The 19,492-nt window shown below is 32.8% G+C and carries 14 protein-coding genes; all 14 read right to left on the bottom strand.

The features are described 5' to 3' along the window. Window positions 1-127: 127 nt before the first annotated feature. Window positions 128-2,116, bottom strand: coding sequence for an excinuclease ABC subunit UvrB (gene uvrB, locus V1T75_RS04325; RefSeq protein WP_330487334.1), 1,989 nt, complete (start codon window positions 2,114-2,116; stop codon window positions 128-130). Window positions 2,117-2,153: 37 nt separating this feature from the next. After that, a complete protein-coding gene (locus V1T75_RS04320; protein WP_330487333.1) occupies window positions 2,154-4,853 on the bottom strand; it encodes a T9SS type B sorting domain-containing protein in 2,700 nt (899 codons plus the stop codon). Window positions 4,854-4,905: 52 nt separating this feature from the next. Next, window positions 4,906-7,578 (bottom strand): T9SS type B sorting domain-containing protein, encoded by a 2,673-nt coding sequence (locus V1T75_RS04315; protein ID WP_330487332.1) that lies wholly within the window; start codon window positions 7,576-7,578, stop codon window positions 4,906-4,908. A 77-nt stretch (window positions 7,579-7,655) separates the two neighbouring features. Then, complete coding sequence (locus V1T75_RS04310; RefSeq protein ID WP_330487331.1) at window positions 7,656-10,505, bottom strand: T9SS type B sorting domain-containing protein; 2,850 nt, start codon at window positions 10,503-10,505, stop codon at window positions 7,656-7,658. Between the two features lie 49 nt (window positions 10,506-10,554). Beyond that, window positions 10,555-11,403, bottom strand: coding sequence for an ABC transporter permease (locus tag V1T75_RS04305; protein WP_330487330.1), 849 nt, complete (start codon window positions 11,401-11,403; stop codon window positions 10,555-10,557). A gap of 9 nt (window positions 11,404-11,412) precedes the next feature. Further along, entirely contained in the window at window positions 11,413-12,309 is an 897-nt protein-coding gene (locus V1T75_RS04300; protein WP_330487329.1) for an ABC transporter ATP-binding protein, read from the bottom strand. Window positions 12,310-12,435: 126 nt separating this feature from the next. Further along, window positions 12,436-13,134, bottom strand: a complete 699-nt coding sequence (locus V1T75_RS04295; protein WP_125068104.1) for a response regulator transcription factor — start codon at window positions 13,132-13,134, stop codon at window positions 12,436-12,438. An 11-nt stretch (window positions 13,135-13,145) separates the two neighbouring features. Further along, on the bottom strand, window positions 13,146-14,711 hold the full coding sequence (locus V1T75_RS04290) for a sensor histidine kinase (RefSeq protein WP_330487328.1): 1,566 nt from the start codon (window positions 14,709-14,711) through the stop codon (window positions 13,146-13,148). 109 nt (window positions 14,712-14,820) lie between these two features. Beyond that, complete coding sequence (gene coaE, locus V1T75_RS04285; RefSeq protein WP_330487327.1) at window positions 14,821-15,411, bottom strand: dephospho-CoA kinase; 591 nt, start codon at window positions 15,409-15,411, stop codon at window positions 14,821-14,823. A 1-nt stretch (window position 15,412) separates the two neighbouring features. After that, on the bottom strand, window positions 15,413-16,342 hold the full coding sequence (locus V1T75_RS04280) for a hypothetical protein (protein ID WP_330487326.1): 930 nt from the start codon (window positions 16,340-16,342) through the stop codon (window positions 15,413-15,415). An 81-nt stretch (window positions 16,343-16,423) separates the two neighbouring features. Beyond that, window positions 16,424-16,744 carry a preprotein translocase subunit YajC gene (gene yajC / locus V1T75_RS04275; RefSeq protein WP_330487325.1) on the bottom strand — a complete coding sequence of 107 codons (321 nt, stop codon included), beginning with the start codon at window positions 16,742-16,744 and terminating at the stop codon, window positions 16,424-16,426. After that, window positions 16,744-17,211 carry a DUF1573 domain-containing protein gene (locus V1T75_RS04270; protein WP_330487324.1) on the bottom strand — a complete coding sequence of 156 codons (468 nt, stop codon included), beginning with the start codon at window positions 17,209-17,211 and terminating at the stop codon, window positions 16,744-16,746. The genes yajC and V1T75_RS04270 overlap by 1 nt, the downstream gene beginning before the upstream one ends. A 39-nt stretch (window positions 17,212-17,250) precedes the next feature. After that, window positions 17,251-18,189 carry a transcription antitermination factor NusB gene (gene nusB, locus V1T75_RS04265; protein WP_330487323.1) on the bottom strand — a complete coding sequence of 313 codons (939 nt, stop codon included), beginning with the start codon at window positions 18,187-18,189 and terminating at the stop codon, window positions 17,251-17,253. A gap of 77 nt (window positions 18,190-18,266) precedes the next feature. Then, a complete protein-coding gene (locus V1T75_RS04260; protein WP_330487322.1) occupies window positions 18,267-19,367 on the bottom strand; it encodes a Glu/Leu/Phe/Val family dehydrogenase in 1,101 nt (366 codons plus the stop codon). Between the last annotated feature and the right edge of the window lie 125 nt (window positions 19,368-19,492).

The following is a 19,492-nucleotide window of genomic DNA, read 5'->3' as shown; positions in this document are numbered from 1 at the left end:
TTTTATGGACATTTTCTGTTAAAATAGTTAATCCTTCGGCTAATTCTCCTGTCCCTTTAGATTGTACGTTTTGCTTACTTTTTTAGTACGGTAATTATACGACTATCAGTATTTTATGTGTGTAAAATTATAATTTTTCTTTTAAAACCTCAATCTCATCACGTAGTTGGGCAGCTACTAAAAAGTCTAATGCTTTGGCAGCTTCTTCCATTTGTTTGCGTTTGGTACGTATGCGTTTTTCTATTTCTTGTTTGGGTAGGTATTCCAACTCTTGTTCAGCAGCTTTTTGTGCCACATTATCATAATGATACGAGGTAATCGCATTTTTAGATAGGGTATTGTCTATCTTTTTATTGATTTGTGTTGGGGTAATCCCGTGAACGGTGTTGTAATTAATTTGTTTTTCACGCCTACGATTGGTCTCGTCAATGGTAAGTTGCATACTATTCGTAATTTTGTCGGCGTACATTATTGCTTTTCCATTTACATTACGTGCAGCACGACCTACGGTTTGTGTTAGCGAACGGTGTGAACGTAAAAAACCTTCTTTATCAGCATCTAAAATAGCTACTAACGATACTTCTGGAAGGTCTAATCCTTCTCTTAGTAAATTTACTCCAATCAGTACATCAAATAAACCTTTACGTAAATCTTGCATGATTTCTACACGCTCTAAGGTATCAACATCAGAGTGAATATAACGACAACGTACTTGAATTCTAGTTAAGTATTTAGCTAATTCTTCAGCCATTCGTTTGGTTAAGGTAGTTACCAAGGTGCGTTCATCTTTTTCTACACGTACTTGAATTTCTTCAATTAAATCATCTATTTGATTCAAACTTGGTCGAATTTCAATCTCTGGATCTAACAGTCCAGTAGGTCGAATCACTTGTTCTACAAACAACCCTTCAGTTTTTTGTAACTCATAATCGGCCGGAGTTGCCGAAACATAAATCACTTGGTTTTGTAAAGCCTCAAATTCTTCAAATTTTAACGGACGGTTATCCATGGCGGCAGGTAAACGGAATCCGTATTCTACTAAGTTTTCTTTACGACTTCTATCACCTCCGTACATTGCGTGAACTTGCGGTACAGTTACGTGACTTTCATCAATTACCATTAAGTAATCCTCAGGAAAGTAATCTAATAAGCAGAACGGTCGTGTACCCGCTTCGCGACCGTCTAAATAACGAGAGTAGTTCTCAATTCCCGAACAGTATCCTAATTCACGAATCATTTCTAAGTCGAATTCGGTACGCTCTTGCAAACGTTTCGCTTCTAAATGTTTCCCTATTTCCTTAAAATAAGCTACTTGCTTTACCATGTCTTCTTGAATTTGATGAATGGCATTTTGGAGTATATCAGGAGAGGTTACAAATAAGTTGGCAGGGTAAATATTCAGTTTTTCTAATCGAGTAATCGTTTGATTGGTTTCAATATCGAAGGTTTCAATTTCTTCAATTTCATCGCCAAAGAAGTGGATTTTATATCCGTTATCACCATACGACGGATAAATGGTAACCACATCACCTTTTACTTTAAACGTTCCACTTTTTACTTCAACTTCAGTACGTGCATACAAGCTAGTTACTAAACGATGTAAAAATTTGGTGCGAGAAATTTGTTGGTCCACTTCAATAGTAATAACATTCTTTTTAAACTCTGTGGGGTTACCAATACCGTATAAACAAGAAACGGATGCTACTACCAATACATCTCGACGTCCTGAAAGTAGGGAAGAGGAGGTGCTAATTCGCAAGCGTTCTATTTCATCGTTGATAGATAGGTCTTTCTCAATGTACGTTCCTGTAACAGGAATATAGGCTTCGGGTTGATAGTAATCATAGTACGAAACGAAATATTCTACGGCATTGTTTGGAAAAAACTGTTTGAACTCGGAATACAACTGAGCAGCCAAGGTTTTGTTATGAGCCAAGACTAATGTAGGTCGTTGTACTTCGGCTACTACATTGGCTACCGAGAATGTTTTACCAGAACCTGTAACACCCAAAAGTGTTTGGTACTTTTCGTCGGTTAAAATACCGTTTGAAAGTTGTTTAATTGCTTGGGGTTGATCCCCTGTTGGTTTAAATTCTGAGTTTAATTCGAAGTCCATTCAACAAAAATACGGATAGTTATTTATGTGATGAATTTTAATTTCTTCTGAGGGTAAAATGTCCTTTTTTATCAATTATATTATCGTTAAGATCTTTTAGTTTGGCATGGAACCAGTAGTCGTTAGAAGGAAGTTTAATATTGTTATAAGTTCCATCCCAACCAAATTCTGAATTTTTATCATTGATAACGTATAGAATTTTACCAAAGCGATTAAAAATTTTGATGTTTATTTCTTTAAAGAAATTAGAGCTGACTCCATAAACTTTCCAATAATCGTTAAATCCATCGGCATTGGGAGTTAAAAACTTAGGGTAGCCAATTATGCTAGCAGAGGCTTTAGTTGGGCTTTCGCATTTGTTAAGATCTCTTATGTAAATAGTGGCAATTCCCGGTTGTACATTGTTAAAAGAATGAGAAGTTCCATTTCCAACATAAGTAGTATCATCTAAAGAAAATTCATAACTACTATCTCCCTCAATACGAATGTAAACACTGTTGTCTGTTTCGCTTAAAACAGTAACTTCAACGGTTAAGACTTCAGGAGGAGGAGGGTAGTTAACGGTAAAGCTTTTAGTGTTAGAACATTCTATGCCGTTTACTGTTTTGTATGCGGTTAAAGAAAATGTTCCTTCTCTAGTTAATGGAAAACTACTATTGGTGCTAATGGTATTGTTATTTTCATCTTTCCATTCAAACCGATCGTTTGAAGCATCTGCATTTAAGACAACAGGAGTATGCTCAGAAGGACTAATGCAAATAGTATAACTGTCTTGTAAATTAATAACAGGATGATTAACGATTAAATCAATAGGAGATATTCCAAAACATCCGTTTTCGTTTTCAATTTTTACCCAAATGGTAGCAGTTCCAGAAATGTATTCAAGAGGAAGAGGGTTGATTGATTTTTGAGCGTTCTCTGCCGAGTCAAAAAAGGATACTTTTTCAAGTTTACTTAAGCCCAAATCACTTATTATTTGACTTTTTTTAACTCTCAAGTCAAAAAGACCTTTGTTTTCATTGTTACTATTTTGGGGATCTCTACAAACAGTAACGGGGCTAATGATAAGAGCAGGTCTAAATAAGGCTTCAATAGAAAAACTTTCGATATCAGAGCAGCCATTTACAGAGGTGGCCTTTGTATAAATGGTTTGCGGATTTGTTTCATTGTAGAAGTTTTCTGGATCCGATATTTGATTGGTATCATTTTGAGCATCGGTTAAACTTCTGTAAAACTTATAGGTATGTGTCGTATCGGTAGTAATTTTATCCGCAATGGTATATAGGTTAAATAAGTTTACGCCATCATTATCATCGTCACATTGAATAAGTTCTTGGTTAGGGATCAGTTTGGGTAAAGGGTAAACAGTAACTTTTTTATAAAGCGGAATGTCTTGACTGTTGATGTTAATAGTAGCAGTGACAATATAGTCTCCTGGAGCAGTATATGCGTGTTCAGGGTTCATTAGGTTGCTTGTGTTTCCATCACCAAAATCCCATGTTACACTAGCAATAGGAGCATACGAATCAAGAGTAAAGTTAAACATGTCAAAGACACATTGATTTTCGGTAATAATTCTATTTCTAAAATAGGATTGAATAAAATTGGGCAAACCAAAATAGGACAATCCATTTTCTAAGTTTATTACATCCTGTGTATAGTTACATTCAACTCCTACTTTATTAGGGTTTTGAATAATTCCTAAAGTTTTAGTAGGGCTTCCGTCTGAGTTTATTTGAGCAATATAAATTTTACCATCTGATGCTAATTGAGCCGCAGCAGCTGTTCTGTCAGGTGTAGTAGAAAAAATAGGTTCCCCAATATAAAAAATATCAGTTTTATCTAAATCAAATTGCATGATTTTATAACTATTCTCATTATTCTTATTGAAATAAAAAGAAGGGTAGTACAATAACTTAGAGTTAGGAGAAAAGGAAAGTCCATAAGAGCTATATCCATCAGTAAAGTTAAGTTGTAAGTTTAAAAACTTAAATTTTGAAAGAACCCCTGATTCATTATCAAAATTGTATATGTATATATTAGAACCAATTGATAAAGCTACTTTGCTTCCATCGGGAGAGGCTTTCATTTCACCTTTTAAAGAAAAACTAGTTATTTCGTTTAATTTGTTTCTTATGGGAAAACTAATTCCTTTTTCAGTTATTTTGAAAGCAAAAAAAACATCATCTTTGGCTCCATAAGTATTACTTCCATATGTTATTACCCATATATCTTTTCCATTTTTATGATGTACAGCCGTTATTCTTTGCGCTGTAGAGTTTTCAATTCTTACATTTTTTCTAATCACTTTACCCAAAGGATAATTACTGGATATTTCAACTTCAGAATAATAAATACCAGAGAACAGAGAAGGGCTATCAATCTTGGTTTTTCGGGTTGTAAAGATGTAATAAATATTATCGTTATTGGGTTTGGGAATAATTATAGATGGCTGGACTGTTTCTATTTCTCCAGCTAATCCCTCTCCGTTTTCCATTATTTCGTGATTTTTATTCCAAACAGTTTGTCCGTTAGTATAAAAGAGCAGCGCTCCTTTACTATCAGAAATGGAAGAAGAACCGGTTTTAGTTGACATTTGACTACTATTAGCGATTTGAATATCACCGCTATTAAAAACCATTCCTGCTTTACCTCCAAAAAACCAATTGTCTGTTTCTCTTTGAGCAAAACATAAAAGAGAAAAGAAAAGTAAATACAATAGCAGTGTTTTTTTCATACGTAGTCAATTTTTTGGATGAGATACAGAAGGCTATTTTATGTGATGAATTTTAATTTCTTCTGAGGGTAAAATGTCCTTTTTTATCAATTATATTATCGTTAAGATCTTTTAGTTTGGCATGGAACCAGTAGTCGTTAGAAGGAAGTTTAATATTGTTATAAGTTCCATCCCAACCAAATTCTGAATTTTTATCATTGATAACGTATAGAATTTTACCAAAGCGATTAAAAATTTTGATGTTTATTTCTTTAAAGAAATTAGAGCTGACTCCATAAACTTTCCAATAATCGTTAAATCCATCGGCATTGGGAGTTAAAAACTTAGGGTAGCCAATTATGCTAGCAGAGGCTTTAGTTGGGCTTTCGCATTTGTTAAGATCTCTTATGTAAATAGTGGCAATTCCCGGTTGTACATTGTTAAAAGAATGAGAAGTTCCATTTCCAACATAAGTAGTATCATCTAAAGAAAATTCATAACTACTATCTCCCTCAATACGAATGTAAACACTGTTGTCTGTTTCGCTTAAAACAGTAACTTCAACGGTTAAGACTTCAGGAGGAGGAGGGTAGTTAACGGTAAAGCTTTTAGTGTTAGAACATTCTATGCCGTTTACTGTTTTGTATGCGGTTAAAGAAAATGTTCCTTCTCTAGTTAATGGAAAACTACTATTGGTGCTAATGGTATTGTTATTTTCATCTTTCCATTCAAACCGATCGTTTGAAGCATCTGCATTTAAGACAACAGGAGTATGCTCAGAAGGACTAATGCAAATAGTATAACTGTCTTGTAAATTAATAACAGGATGATTAACGATTAAATCAATAGGAGATATTCCAAAACATCCGTTTTCGTTTTCAATTTTTACCCAAATGGTAGCAGTTCCAGAAATGTATTCAAGAGGAAGAGGGTTGATTGATTTTTGAGCGTTCTCTGCCGAGTCAAAAAAGGATACTTTTTCAAGTTTACTTAAGCCCAAATCACTTATTATTTGACTTTTTTTAACTCTCAAGTCAAAAAGACCTTTGTTTTCATTGTTACTATTTTGGGGATCTCTACAAACAGTAACGGGGCTAATGATAAGAGCAGGTCTAAATAAGGCTTCAATAGAAAAACTTTCGATATCAGAGCAGCCATTTACAGAGGTGGCCTTTGTATAAATGGTTTGCGGATTTGTTTCATTGTAGAAGTTTTCTGGATCCGATATTTGATTGGTATCATTTTGAGCATCGGTTAAACTTCTGTAAAACTTATAGGTATGTGTCGTATCGGTAGTAATTTTATCCGCAATGGTATATAGGTTAAATAAGTTTACGCCATCATTATCATCGTCACATTGAATAAGTTCTTGGTTAGGGATCAGTTTGGGTAAAGGGTAAACAGTAACTTTTTTATAAAGCGGAATGTCTTGACTGTTGATGTTAATAGTAGCAGTGACAATATAGTCTCCTGGAGCAGTATATGCGTGTTCAGGGTTCATTAGGTTGCTTGTGTTTCCATCACCAAAATCCCATGTTACACTAGCAATAGGAGCATACGAATCAAGAGCAAAGTTAAACATGTCAAAGACACATTGATTTTCAGTAATAATTCTATTTCTAAAATAGGATTGAACAAAGTTAGGAAGCCCTTTTAGGGAAAAATTTGGACTAACACTTGTATTTTTATTGAAAGTAGGAAGATCAGTAGCTACATTTTCGATGCTACCAATTTGTTCATGATTAAAGTTATCATCATGGCAAGCGGCATATATGATTTCGTTTTTAGATAATTGTAGTGAGCCTATTTTATAAGCATTAGTAGAAAAAATCAGTTTTTTAGATTCAAAAAGATCTCCTCCTTCTAATCGATATTCATAGATGTAGTTATTATCTCCATTTTCAGATGAAAAAAAGATTTTTTTAGAGTCAATAGAAAACTCAACCCCCTTAGGAAACCTTGCAGCTAAAGGAGCTGGGTCTGTAATAATTCTTTTGTTGAAGGTAATTTCACCTGTTTCACTATTAAAATTATAAATGTAAAGGTATCTATCAATATAATCAGCAACGGCAATGTATTTACCATTTGGAGATACTTTCATATCGCCATAAGTAGAAACTGTTTCTGAACCTTGTACAGTAATAGGAGATCGTATAAGGCCTGTTTCATTTATTTTAAATATAGAAAAAGTGTCATATTTACTACTGGCGGAAGATTGTTTACCGAAGGTAATTAACCAAAAATCTTTACCGTTTTTATGATGAACAGCAGTTATTCTTTGTGTAACAGTTTCCTTAATTCTCGAATACCGTATGGTCACTTCACCTAAAGGGTCGTTTTTAAAACTAACTTCCGAAAAAAACAAACCAACAGGAAGAAATGGATCGGTTGATTTATTTTCTCTTGTTGTAAATATGTAAAAAGTGTCTTCAGTAAGAGGTTTCTTTATAATGATAGAGTTTTGTAAATTTTCTAGCTCTCCAGCTATCAAACTACCATTCTTCATAATTTCATGGTTGCTGTTCCATACAGCACTACCGTTGGTGTAAAACAATAAATTTCCATTACTATCTGAGATACTAGAGCAACCTGCAGGCGCAATCATTTGCCCGTTGGTAAGAGTATTGACTACATCAATACCAAAATTAAGCCCCGCTTTATTTCCAAAAAACCAATGATCGGTTTCTCTTTGTGAAAAGCAAAAAAGAGAGAAAAAAAAGAAAAAACAAGGTAGTAATTTATTCATAGCGTATTAACTGTTTGCTAACATGCAATTTAGGAAAAAACTATGGGATTTATATGTTAAAGTTTTTTATTAAGAAACTATTTTCTCAGTAAAGAAAAATGTCCTGTCTTTTTCCGAGTTTTACCATACCTGTCAATTAACTCAGCACGGTACCAATAATCGTTTGAAGGAAGAGTGGAGCCGTTGTATACACCATCCCAACCTTGACTATTTTTATCGGTAATTTCATTGATTAATTTTCCAAAACGATTAAATATCTGAACGTTAACAACCTCATAATAATCATTGTTAACACCTAAAACGTTCCATGTATCAAAATGACCATCTCCATTTGGTGTAAAATGACGTTGGAAATAAATAGTTGAAATTTGGTTGGATGTTGTAATGCCACACCCATTACGATCTCTAATTGAAATAGCATTTAAGCCTGGAGGTATGTTGGTAAATGTATATGAAAGGTTTTCATTGCCTTTCACAAAATCACTGAGATTTGTACTGTTTAAAGCGTATTCGTAGTCGCCAATTCCATCTATTGTGATTTCAATTTTATTATTGTCAGGATTGTCTTGATCATCTACTGATTTGATACTTACAATTAATGCTTGATTGGATTCTTTTACAAAAAAGGTATTGTAACCCATGTAAGAAGTAGGTATTTCAGGATGGTTTCTATAGGCTTCAACTTTATATTCTCCTGAAGCATTGGCATTATAAATAGCCGATGTTTCTCCAGAGATTAACTTCCCATCTAAATACCATTTGTAAGTATCTGTTACAACTCCTGTATCCGCATCCAAGGGAGTAGTATGTGGTTGAGGACTTAGTCTTGGATTATCAACACAAAGAATAATTTCATTAGGATTTCCTTGGGGGATAGGGATTTTTTCTACAAAAATTTTAAAATTTCCCACTGATTCACAAGATGTGGCTCCTTTGTTTGAAATTCGTATGTATACATCAGAACCGTTAGAGAACAAATCATCTTCATACGGAGTTACAATTTGATTGGTTTGTAATGCAGCATCAGCTGCTGTTCTGTAATATTGAAAGTCATGAGTCATTTCAGATAATGAACCTCCAGAGTTGTTAATTATTTGTTGTGTCTTTAAAGAAAAATCAAAAAAACCATCGTTGGTACCTATACTAAATGTAGCATCAGGATTAGCAGCATTTTGATCTAACTCGTGAATATATTCATCGCTATATGAAGTCAACCCCGTTGGATTTACTTGTAAATTAATAATATCAGTTTGATAGCATTGGGTATTATTATTCGTGACTTTTACAAGGATAGAGTGATTTGTGGCTACAGAATTAATGTAGTTATTTTTGTCAATTGGTGATGAAAAACTAGTGTCAGATGTTTCAAAAAAATCAATTGTAACATCAGCAAGATCATTCACCAGAGTGCTTGCTAGTATGTCTAAATTAAAAGTAGCAAAACCATCTATAGGATTGCTGTCAAAATCACATTGTATATAAGGCTGAATCTTATGTATTGTAGGTTTAGGTTCGAAGGTAATTTGAACTTTGCCAGTGTATGTTTTTTTACAGTATGAATTAGATTCTATTTGTATTTCATATAAACCGCTTCCAAAACTGGTATTATTAATAGTTAAAATCCTAGTATTGGCTATTTCTTTCCCATCTTTAAACCAAGTATATATATCACTAGGGTTGTTTGTTTCAGGAGCTACATCGTAATTATCCCCTATACAAAATATTTGATTGGTGTTATTTAAAACTTCATTCGTGTTTAGGTCTATTAATTTTACAGGAGCAAAGAATGATTGAATAAAAGGCGGTAATCCTTGAGAAGACCTTGCTCCATTTAAACTAACAGCATTTGATGTAAATATTATGTCTGTAGGGTTGTCTTCAGGGTTTTCTATGGCTCCTAAATAACTTCTGTCAGGAATAGATGCATAAATTTTTCCGTTAGGAGCGAGTTGTAATGCGCCTCTATAACCTTGTTCTTGATGAACTTGTGTTTTAGTTTGTGCAATATTTGAGTCTAACAAGTCGTATTGAAAAACTCTAAAAGAATCACTGTTTTCATGGTATAAAGAGGCGTAGAGTTTTGTTGATTGTTGAGAAAACTCAACACCGTAAGGTGAGCCATCAAGTGGTCCGTCTGTAAGAAGGAGCCCGTTAGAAGTAACACTACCAGTAGCGTTGTCAAAATCGTATAACACTAATCTTCCGCTCCCATCATTTGTAAAGTCCGCTAAAGCGACCTTGGTTCCATCAGGTGATACCTTTAAATAACCTCTCTTATCTCTTAAGAAGTATGATGAAGGTGAAGTTACAGGTGTAGTTGAGTCTACCCCATCTTTATTAATTTTATAAGCATAAAAAGTGTTTTGTACGATAGACAAAATCCATATTTCTTTACAGTCTTTTCCTTGAACAGCCGTAACCTTTTCAGACCATTGTCGCTCTCGTCCATCGGAAAGGTTAACGGGACCAGAAATAATTTCTCCTCCATCGCCTCTAGAAATATCGATGGTATAAAAACGAAAGCCGGGATTATTAGGGTAGGGAAGACTTCCAATAAAATCTGTTCCTACAGTGAAAATATAATATATGTTTTTGTCTTCTGGATTCGGGACAATTAGGCCAGATTGAGAGCTTGACGGGTTACCTTCAAGGTTATTGGCAACTCCTCCCGCTGAGTAACGCATCAACTCGTGGTTTTTTGTCCAAACATTAATTCCGTCGGAATAAAATAAAAGATTACCATTCTCATCAGAAATAGAAGAACAACCTTCATCTGTTCTCAATAACCCGTCATTTAATGCAACCGGATTTCCTGAGTTAAAATCAAGACCTGCATTGCTTCCAAAATACCAAACATTAGCTTCTTTTTGGCTGTATAAAGAGACAGAAGCTATGATAAAAAGTGTCAGAAATAGTTGTTTTCTCATTTAAATGGAATTATTATACAAATAAAACAACTAAACTACACAAAACCCTCTATAAATCTCGTTTTTTTAACAAAGCATATGATAAATAAATAAAAATAGCTGTCCAAATGAGTACAATTACAATATTAAACAAACTTACAGAGTAATCTTTAGTAAAGTTTTCTCCTATTTGATTAGCAACCGACTTTACAGCACCTAATCTTGTAAATGGCTCTTTAATTAAATTAGCCATAGACTCTAGCGGAAAAAACTGCATGATTGAGTTTACAGCTTCATCAATCCCTGTTTTTACATTTCTAAAAGTCCAATATAAATAGCCTTTAATTAAGCTTTCTATAATTAACCAGACAATCATTGCGGCAACAGCAAAGGCAGATCGCTTAATTAAGACGCCTAAAAATAGACCAAAAGAGAAGAACCCTAAAAGTTTAATAAAAAAGGCAAATAAATAATCTAAATCTGAAAAAATAATAGAGATTTCGTTGAAATCAGAATAAATGGCACCAAGAATTAAGGAAACAATAAAAACAAAAATGGTAGAAATAAGTGCAAAGGCTATAACAGTATAGAATTTTGAAAGAATGAATTCTTTTTTGCTCAAACCATCAATTAAATTTTGTTTTAAAGTCTTGTAACTGTATTCGTTTGCCATCATAGAAACTATTACAAGTAGTAAAAAGAATTTAAAAATAGCTGCCATAAAGGTGTTAAAGTGCCAGATGTATGGGAAATTAAAAATTCCTTGTTCAGCTAAATGAAATTTGATAGGTCCAATATCAAATTTTATTGCGGCAATTAAAGCTATAGAAGTTAATAATGCGAAGTAGATAATTGAAAGAACTTTACTAGCTCTGTTGTATTTTAATTTATGAATTTCGATAGTTAAAAGTCGTAACATGGTCTAAGTTTATTGGTTGTTGGTAAGGTCTAAGAATTGTTGTTCTAAGCTAGGTTTGCGTTTCACTAAGTGAGAAAGAGAAATTCCTTTATTAAATAAAAAGGTATTAATTTCTGAAGCCGAAAGCTCTGAAGCCAAACTTGCTATTAGCATTCCGTTTTCTTCTTTAATACTTGCTATTGCTGAGTGGTTTTCTAAAAGCTGCGTAAGTGTTTCTTGGTTAGCTGCTTGTAGCTCAAAAAATCCATTAGAAGCAGTCATTTCATCAACTCTACCACTGTATAATTTCACACCATTTCTTATAACTACTACATGTGAACATACTTTTTCTACTTCGTCGAGCAGGTGAGAGGCAAGTAAAATGGTAGTGCCGTTTTTAGCAATTTCTTTAATTATTTGACGAATTTCATGTATTCCTTGAGGGTCTAACCCGTTTGTTGGTTCATCTAAAATTAAAATTTCAGGATCATTTAACAGGGCAGAAGCAATGGCCAAGCGTTGTTTCATTCCTAAGGAATAAGTTTTGAATTTACTATTTCTACGCTCGTAGAGGTTGACAATCTTAAGTTTTTCTTCAATTTTATCGTATGAAACCCCTTTGATTTTACAAATTAGTTGTAAGTTTTGAACAGCGCTCATGTAGGGATAAAAATTAGGGCGTTCTATAATAGCTCCCACTTTTTTTAAAGCTTCGTGAGTAGATAAGTTTCCATTAAACCAGCTAAAACTCCCAGAGGTTTTGTTTACTACATTTAAAATAATCCCTAAAGTAGTAGATTTACCACTTCCGTTAGGACCTAAAATTCCGTATACTGTGCCTTTTTGAATATCGAAAGAAAGATTGTTTACGGCATGAACTTTTCCGTATTTTTTATCGAGGTTTCGAATAGATAAAATTGTTTCCAAGCTATTTTGGTTTTTGTTGATTATATGTATTTGACGATTGATATAAATTATTGTTACAATGTATAAAAAAGAAAAGACTTCTTGAATTCAAGAAGTCTTTTACTGTTGTTAAGATGTATGTGTTTTTTATTTGTTGTCTATTAATCTAAACCCTTCACCATGAATGTTTAAGATTTCAACATTTTCATCACTTTTTAAATATTTACGAAGCTTAGCAATATAAACATCCATACTACGAGAAGTGAAATAATTATCATCTCTCCATATTTTAGTTAAAGCCAATTCACGAGGCATTAAGTCGTTTTTATGAATCGCTAACATTCGTAAAAGCTTACTCTCTTTAGGTGAAAGTTTTTGAGCTTCACCACCTTTGTAAGTTAAATGACGTAGTTTTGAGTTGAAGTCAAACGCCCCAATTTTAAATTCAAACTCATCACTATCGTTTGTCTTTTCAGTTTCTTTACGTTGTAAAATAGCTTTGATTTTATGTAATAAAACTTCAGAGTCAAAAGGTTTGTTTAAATAATCATCAGCCCCTACTTGGTAACCTTTTAAAACATCTTCTTTAAGTGTTTTAGCTGTTAAGAAGATAATAGGAATTTCTTTGTTGGTAGCACGAATGTCTTCAGCTAAAGAAAAACCATCTTTACGAGGCATCATTACATCTAAAATACATAAATCGTATTCTGCATTTTTAAACATAATTAAACCATCTATTCCGTCTTTAGCATGCGTAACGTTGTAATCATTTAACGCTAAATAATCTTTCAGAACTGTTCCAAAATTAGGATCATCTTCTACTAATAATATTTTTTTACTCCCCATTTCTTCATAATTTATATTAATGGTAATTTAACTGTAAATGTGCTTCCTTTACCTTTTTCACTTTCAACGTAAACGGTACCTTGGTGACTGTCTATAATTTCTTTTACATAAGCTAAGCCTAATCCATGTCCCTTTACATTGTGTATATTCCCTTTGTGTTCTCTATAAAATTTATCGAACACATATTTTTGAGCGTTTCTACTCATTCCTATGCCTTCATCTTTTATCTTAAAGATAAAGTATTTATTTGTGTTTTCAGTAAATACATCAATTTTTGGTGCATTTTCTGAGTATTTTAATGCGTTTTCTAACATGTTGACAACAACGTTTGTTAGGTGAAACTGATTTCCAAGAACCTCGGTTGAAATAGCTTCGAAATGAGTTGTAACTCTTCCTTTTTTATCGTCGGTTAAGAGTTGAATGTGTTCAATGGCTTCTTCAATTATGTCGTGCATATCTACTGCATCCTTACTAATTTCAATTTGGTTTTTCTCTAACCTTGAAATTCGCAACACATTTTCTACCTGTCCGTGCATGCGCTTATTCTCGTCACGAATCATTTGAACGTATCGTTTCACTTTTTCTTCATCCGATATGATTTTTGGGTTTTTAATAGCATCTAAAGCCAGGTTAATAGTAGCAATAGGTGTTTTAAACTCATGTGTCATATTGTTAATGAAGTCCGTTTTTATTTCAGAGATCTTTTTTTGACGTATAAGCTGATATAACGATGTTGAAAAAGCAGCAATGATAATTCCTATAAAAAATAAAGAAAGTATCAATATTTTCATCATACCTGAAAGCAGGTTCTTTTTCTCGTTAGGAAATTTAACATATAGCTTGTACTTACTATTGCCGTTTTCATCTTCCAATAACGGGTAATTAATATCTTCTGGCTGTATGTTAAAGTACCCCGATTTTAATTGCGTTGCCAAACCATCCTCGTAAACAACATATTTAAAATCTTGCGTAATATTCATTTTAGCAAACTCTTCTTTAAGAGTATTGCTTAACTCTTTATTGCTTATTCTTTGGTTGATAGGGAACACTGCTTTACTTCGTCTAAAAGCATGTTCCATCACTTCATCATTCCAATTGTTATATGTTCTGAAAGAAGAATAGCGACTTTCATCTAAAAAAGGCTTGAAATCTTTACTTTCAGATTTTATTATTTGAGAAAAGTAAATATCTTCTTTTCCCGAGTATCGTTTGATAACAATAGAATCATTATCCACAAACTCACTAGGCATTTTAATACTCTCTTCTAAAATCGTACTTCCAAAAGAAAACTTTTTTTTGCTTACTGTATCAACTTGTTGAAAAAGAAAAGTTGTTATTTCAGCTTCCGTTCTAAGCTTGTCATTTTCAAAATAGTCCTTATAGTTTTGCTTGAACTCTAAATACTCTCTTTCTTTGATATTTTCAGAAGTACGAGCTAAAGCAATTTTTACATTGTTTTTAAATTGTTCCTTTTTATTTTTGATAGCATCGTTAATCCAATACACTTGAATAGAGATGATACCTATTAAGGAAATACTCATTAAAACAACAATGAGAATAAAAATTTTCTTACCCATTATTCAAAAATAAATTAATAAAATTTAGGGGTGTAATCTTTTAACTTAGATTAACAAAGTTACTATAAAATTAAGATAATTTTAACAGAAAAGATTAACAAAGCGTAAATTAACACAGTTTTTTTGTTAAAGAATTATGGATTTTTAAGACTTGTTCTCTTGTTTTTGTAAGTGTAAGATTTTCAATTAAATAATTTGATTGAAGTGTTTTTTTAGCCTCGTTCCACTGGTTTTTCATTCTGTTTTTTACGTCCTTGATGGTTGCGTTATCTCTTTTTATAACTCGGTTAATTTTTACATCTTTTGGAGCGGTAACAGTGATAATTTTGTCGCAAAAAGAATTGCTGCCGTTTTCAAAAAGAATAGCATTTTCATATAAGATGTAATCTTTAGAGCTGTTCTCTTTTATAAAATCTTGTAAGTGTTCCTTAACAATTGGGTGTACAATGGCGTTAAGAGTGGCTAATCTCTCTTTGTTATTAAAAACAATTGAAGCTAAGTAAGGTCTGTTCAGCTCATTGTTTAGGTAAACTTGCTCGCCAAATTCGGCAATTAATTGCGTTTTAATTTGAGTTGAGGTGTTCATTAGCTTTTTTGCCTCATCATCAGCAATATAAATGGCTATATTTTTAAATTCTGAAAACATGTTAACGACCGTAGATTTTCCACTACCAATACCACCTGTTAAACCTATTACCATTTTATTCGTATATTAAAAAGTCAATTTTATTGGGAACTATTCTCACTAAAGTAACTATTTCGGGAAGGTCATTTATTTGAGGTGTTAGGTAATTAACTTCTTTGTTTTTTGCTTGTAAGTAATCACATTCTACTTTAAATAAATCTGGGGTTACTTCGTTAAAGTTTTGCAAACCTACTTTGTAAATAACTTTCACTTTTTTAGGAAAAACATTAATGCCGTTAGGGGCATTTTTAACAAACACAGGGACTTCTATTTCTCCTTCTGTAAACTTGTCTACATCAATACTAATTTTAGCTGTAGAGTGACTTGATTTAAGTTGTGTGTTCTCTGGGAAAATAATTGAAGAGTGTATGTCAATGCTTTTTGATAAGTTTTCTAAAGTAATGTGCTCTACATTTAAAAAGTCGGTTTCAGCAACATAGGTTTCATCTCCAGAAATTAAAACACTGTCTGGAGTAATGGTTACAGGCTTTGAAAGATCATAACCTAACTGAAAAGAGATGTTTAAATTGGGTTTTAAAGGGACTTTTTTTGAACTGAGTATACCTATTTTTAAAGGAATACTGTCCTCTTCTATTTTTAGTAATTCAATACTAGATTTTAGTTGTTCTTGAACTTCAGGAATAAGGTTTTTAGATAAAAAGTAATAATTGGTTCCAGATTTTCTCAAAGCATTGTCGATGTTCAGTTCGATAGGTTTATGAGTGATGCTGGCAACTAATAAGTTATACCCACTGCTTTTTAATTGTAAAGAAAGGTTTTTTACTGGTGTTGCTATTAATGTTTTTTGCTGTGGTAGTTGTGTATACTCAACGTCATATACAATGGTTGTATTATATTCTTTTGATAGGTTAATGAGTAACCAAAAAAATACAGAAGCAGTTAAAAAACCAAAAAAAGTTTTAGGTATGTTAAATGTTGTTTTCAAGAAATAGTTTATTGATGCAATCTACATAAAAAACAAAAAAAGTGAGCTCATGAGCTCACTTTTTTATAAAAAATGTTCTTGTTATTTTTTAATTTCCGTTGTATATTTTTTACTCATTTCCATAGAAATGGCAGAGCGCTCAAACTTTATCTTACCAGCCCCTGTTTCAATGGTTACTGTGTTGTCGGTATCGTTTATTTCAACAATTTTACCATGAATTCCGCTAGTGGTAACTATTTTAGCTCCTTTTTTAATTTCTGTTTGAAATTGTTTTTCCTTTTTTTGACGTTTCATCTGTGGACGAATAATTAAAAAGTAAAAAACGGCAATCATGGCCACAAAAGGAAGCATGTTCATTAAGCTTTCTTGTGAGCTCGCTTGTAAAAAAATGGTTGTAAACATTATGAGTTCTTCTTTTTAGGGGTTACCATTCCAGAAATCTTTATAACCTCTCTACCTTTTTCAGTATTGGTTGTTAAAGTGATGGATTTTGATTGCTTGTTAACTCTTCCATTGGTGTTAAAGCTAACTTTAATATCTCCTGTTTTACCTGGAGCAATAGCTTCTTTTGGCCATTCAGGAACAGTACATCCACATGATGCTTGTGCATTTGTAATGATTAAATCACTCTTACCAGTATTGGTTACTACGAAGGTAGTTTTAACAATTTCTCCTTCGTTAACAGTACCAAAGTCAAATTCTTCTTTGTCAAAAGAAATAACAGGAGTTCCTAAACCAATAGAGCTATCCCTTTTTTCTGCGTTTTCAACATTTTCTTTTTTAACTTTTGATGAAGCATTTCCTTGTCCGCAAGAAACTAACATTCCTGCAGAAACAACCAATGCTACTATTACTGCTATTTTCTTCATTTTAAAATATTTTTAGTTTGTTGTAAAAATACTAATTTATTATAATAAACCCCTACCAATTTTAACCATCTTATTTGAACTCAGATAGTCTTTGGCTAATTTATCTAAAACCCCATTAATAAAATAACCACTTTTATTGGTAGAATAATCTTTTGCTAATTCGATATATTCGTTAATGGTAACCCTACTTGGTATAGATGGGAAGTGTAAAAACTCTGTAATCGCCATTTTAATAATAATCATATCTATATCAGCAATTCTATCCGCTTCCCAGTTAGGAGTTTTTTCTTTGATATCTTCTTCGTATTTGTGTTGATGTAGCATTGTTTTAGTAAACAAGTCAGAAACAAAAACTTTATCATCATTATCTTTATACAAACTGCCTAAAATAAAAGGCTTACTTGCTTTTTGCTTGTTTAAAGATTTTAAAATCCAAGTATTAACAAATGGAATATCATCAACCCAAGAAATCATTTTATCTTCAAAATAGTCAGCTAATTTTTCATTAGGAGCTACTATTTCTCTAAAAAAGTCAATAACAAATGCTTTGTCTACACTATAAGAATCTTCTACGGTATCCATATACTTTTTGTAGAGGTCACTTTTTTGTAATTCATCTAACAAGATTTTTACATACTCGTCATCAAGATCCCAGTAGTTAAGCTTGTTAAGCTCTACATAACCTTCCAAACTTACACTTTCATGGAGTGAGTTTAGAAGCTTGTTTTCTATGAATTTTGTATTTGGATTGAGTTCTTCTTTTGTGGCTAGTATTTTCTTTTTAGAAAGCGCTATTCTCTTACGAGCTAACTTCTGTACTTCAACTAATAATTGAAGGTTTAAAACGTACAAATCGTACATTTTTTGAATGCTGTGTTTTAAGAATTTTTCTTCCTTAACTAAATCATCGCTATGCGATTGTTGCATCGCATAAACCGATTGCATTACTTTAACACGAATATGTCTTCTGTTAATCATTCTAAAGAACTTTAAAAAAAAGAGCGATAGAAACTATTTCTAACGCTCTGCAAAAGTAAAACTTTTTTATTTTTTAGCTAGCTATTTTGCTCTTTTTTGCGAGCATCAATTCTTGCTTGCGCAATATTGAAAGCAGCTTGATGTGTTGTAATATTTTCTTTTTCTGATAAATTAAAAATTTCTAATGTAGTATTGTAAATGTTTTCAGTTCTTTTTAAGCTTTCAGCTTTGTCATAACCTACAACTTCAGCATATACATTAATAATTCCACCAGCGTTAATTAAGAAGTCAGGAGCATAAGCAATTCCTCTTTCTTTTAACATAGTACCGTGTTTTAGCTCATTAGCCAATTGGTTGTTAGCAGCACCTGCAATTACCTTCGCTTTTAATTGAGCAATACTTTCATCATTAATAGTGGCACCTAAAGCACATGGAGCGTAAATATCAACATCTAATCCAAAAATGTCATTTCCTAACACTACGTTTGCACCATATTTTTTACTTAACTCTTCTAAACGGGCTTCGTTAATATCATTTAAAACAACTTGTGCTCCTTCGTCGGTAATGTGCTTCACTAAAGTTTCACCAACATGCCCCACTCCTTGAACTAAAACTTTTTTTCCAGCTAATTTGTCAGTTCCAAACTTGTATTTAGCAGCAGCTTTCATACCCATGTAAACACCATAAGCGGTTACAGGAGAAGGATTTCCAGAACCTCCAATACTTTCAGAAACACCTGTTACATGTGGAGTAACTTCACGGATGATATCCATGTCGCGAGTTTCCATTCCAACATCTTCAGCAGTAATGTATTTTCCGCTTAAAGAATTAACAAACTCACCAAATTTACGCATTAAAGCGTCATTCTTTTGAGTTTTAGCATCACCAATAATAACTGCTTTACCACCCCCAAGGTTTAATCCAGTAACAGCAGATTTATATGTCATACCACGAGACAAACGTAACACATCATTTAAAGCTTCCCATTCACTTTTATATTGCCACATTCTAGTACCTCCTAAAGCAGGTCCTAAAGTTGTATTGTGGATACCGATAATTGCTTTTAAACCTGTATCTTCGTCGTTGCAAAAAACGATTTGCTCGTGATTGTCAAAAGATAGCTGACCAAACACTGGGTCATTCTTAAGATCTTTAGTATCAATGATTTCTGATGTCATTTGTTTTGTTTTTTAATTTGAGATGATTTGGACAATCTCAAAAATTCGAGGGCAAAAGTAAGAAATCGTTAAAACATAAGCAAAAAAAGAGGTCTCAATTAAGGTATCTTTAACAAGACCCCTTT

The sequence above is a fragment of the Tenacibaculum sp. FZY0031 genome (assembly GCF_036350695.1).
GTDB lineage: Bacteria > Bacteroidota > Bacteroidia > Flavobacteriales > Flavobacteriaceae > Polaribacter.
Note: the sequence above shows the minus strand (reverse complement) of the source record. Positions and strands in the feature narration are given on the sequence as shown.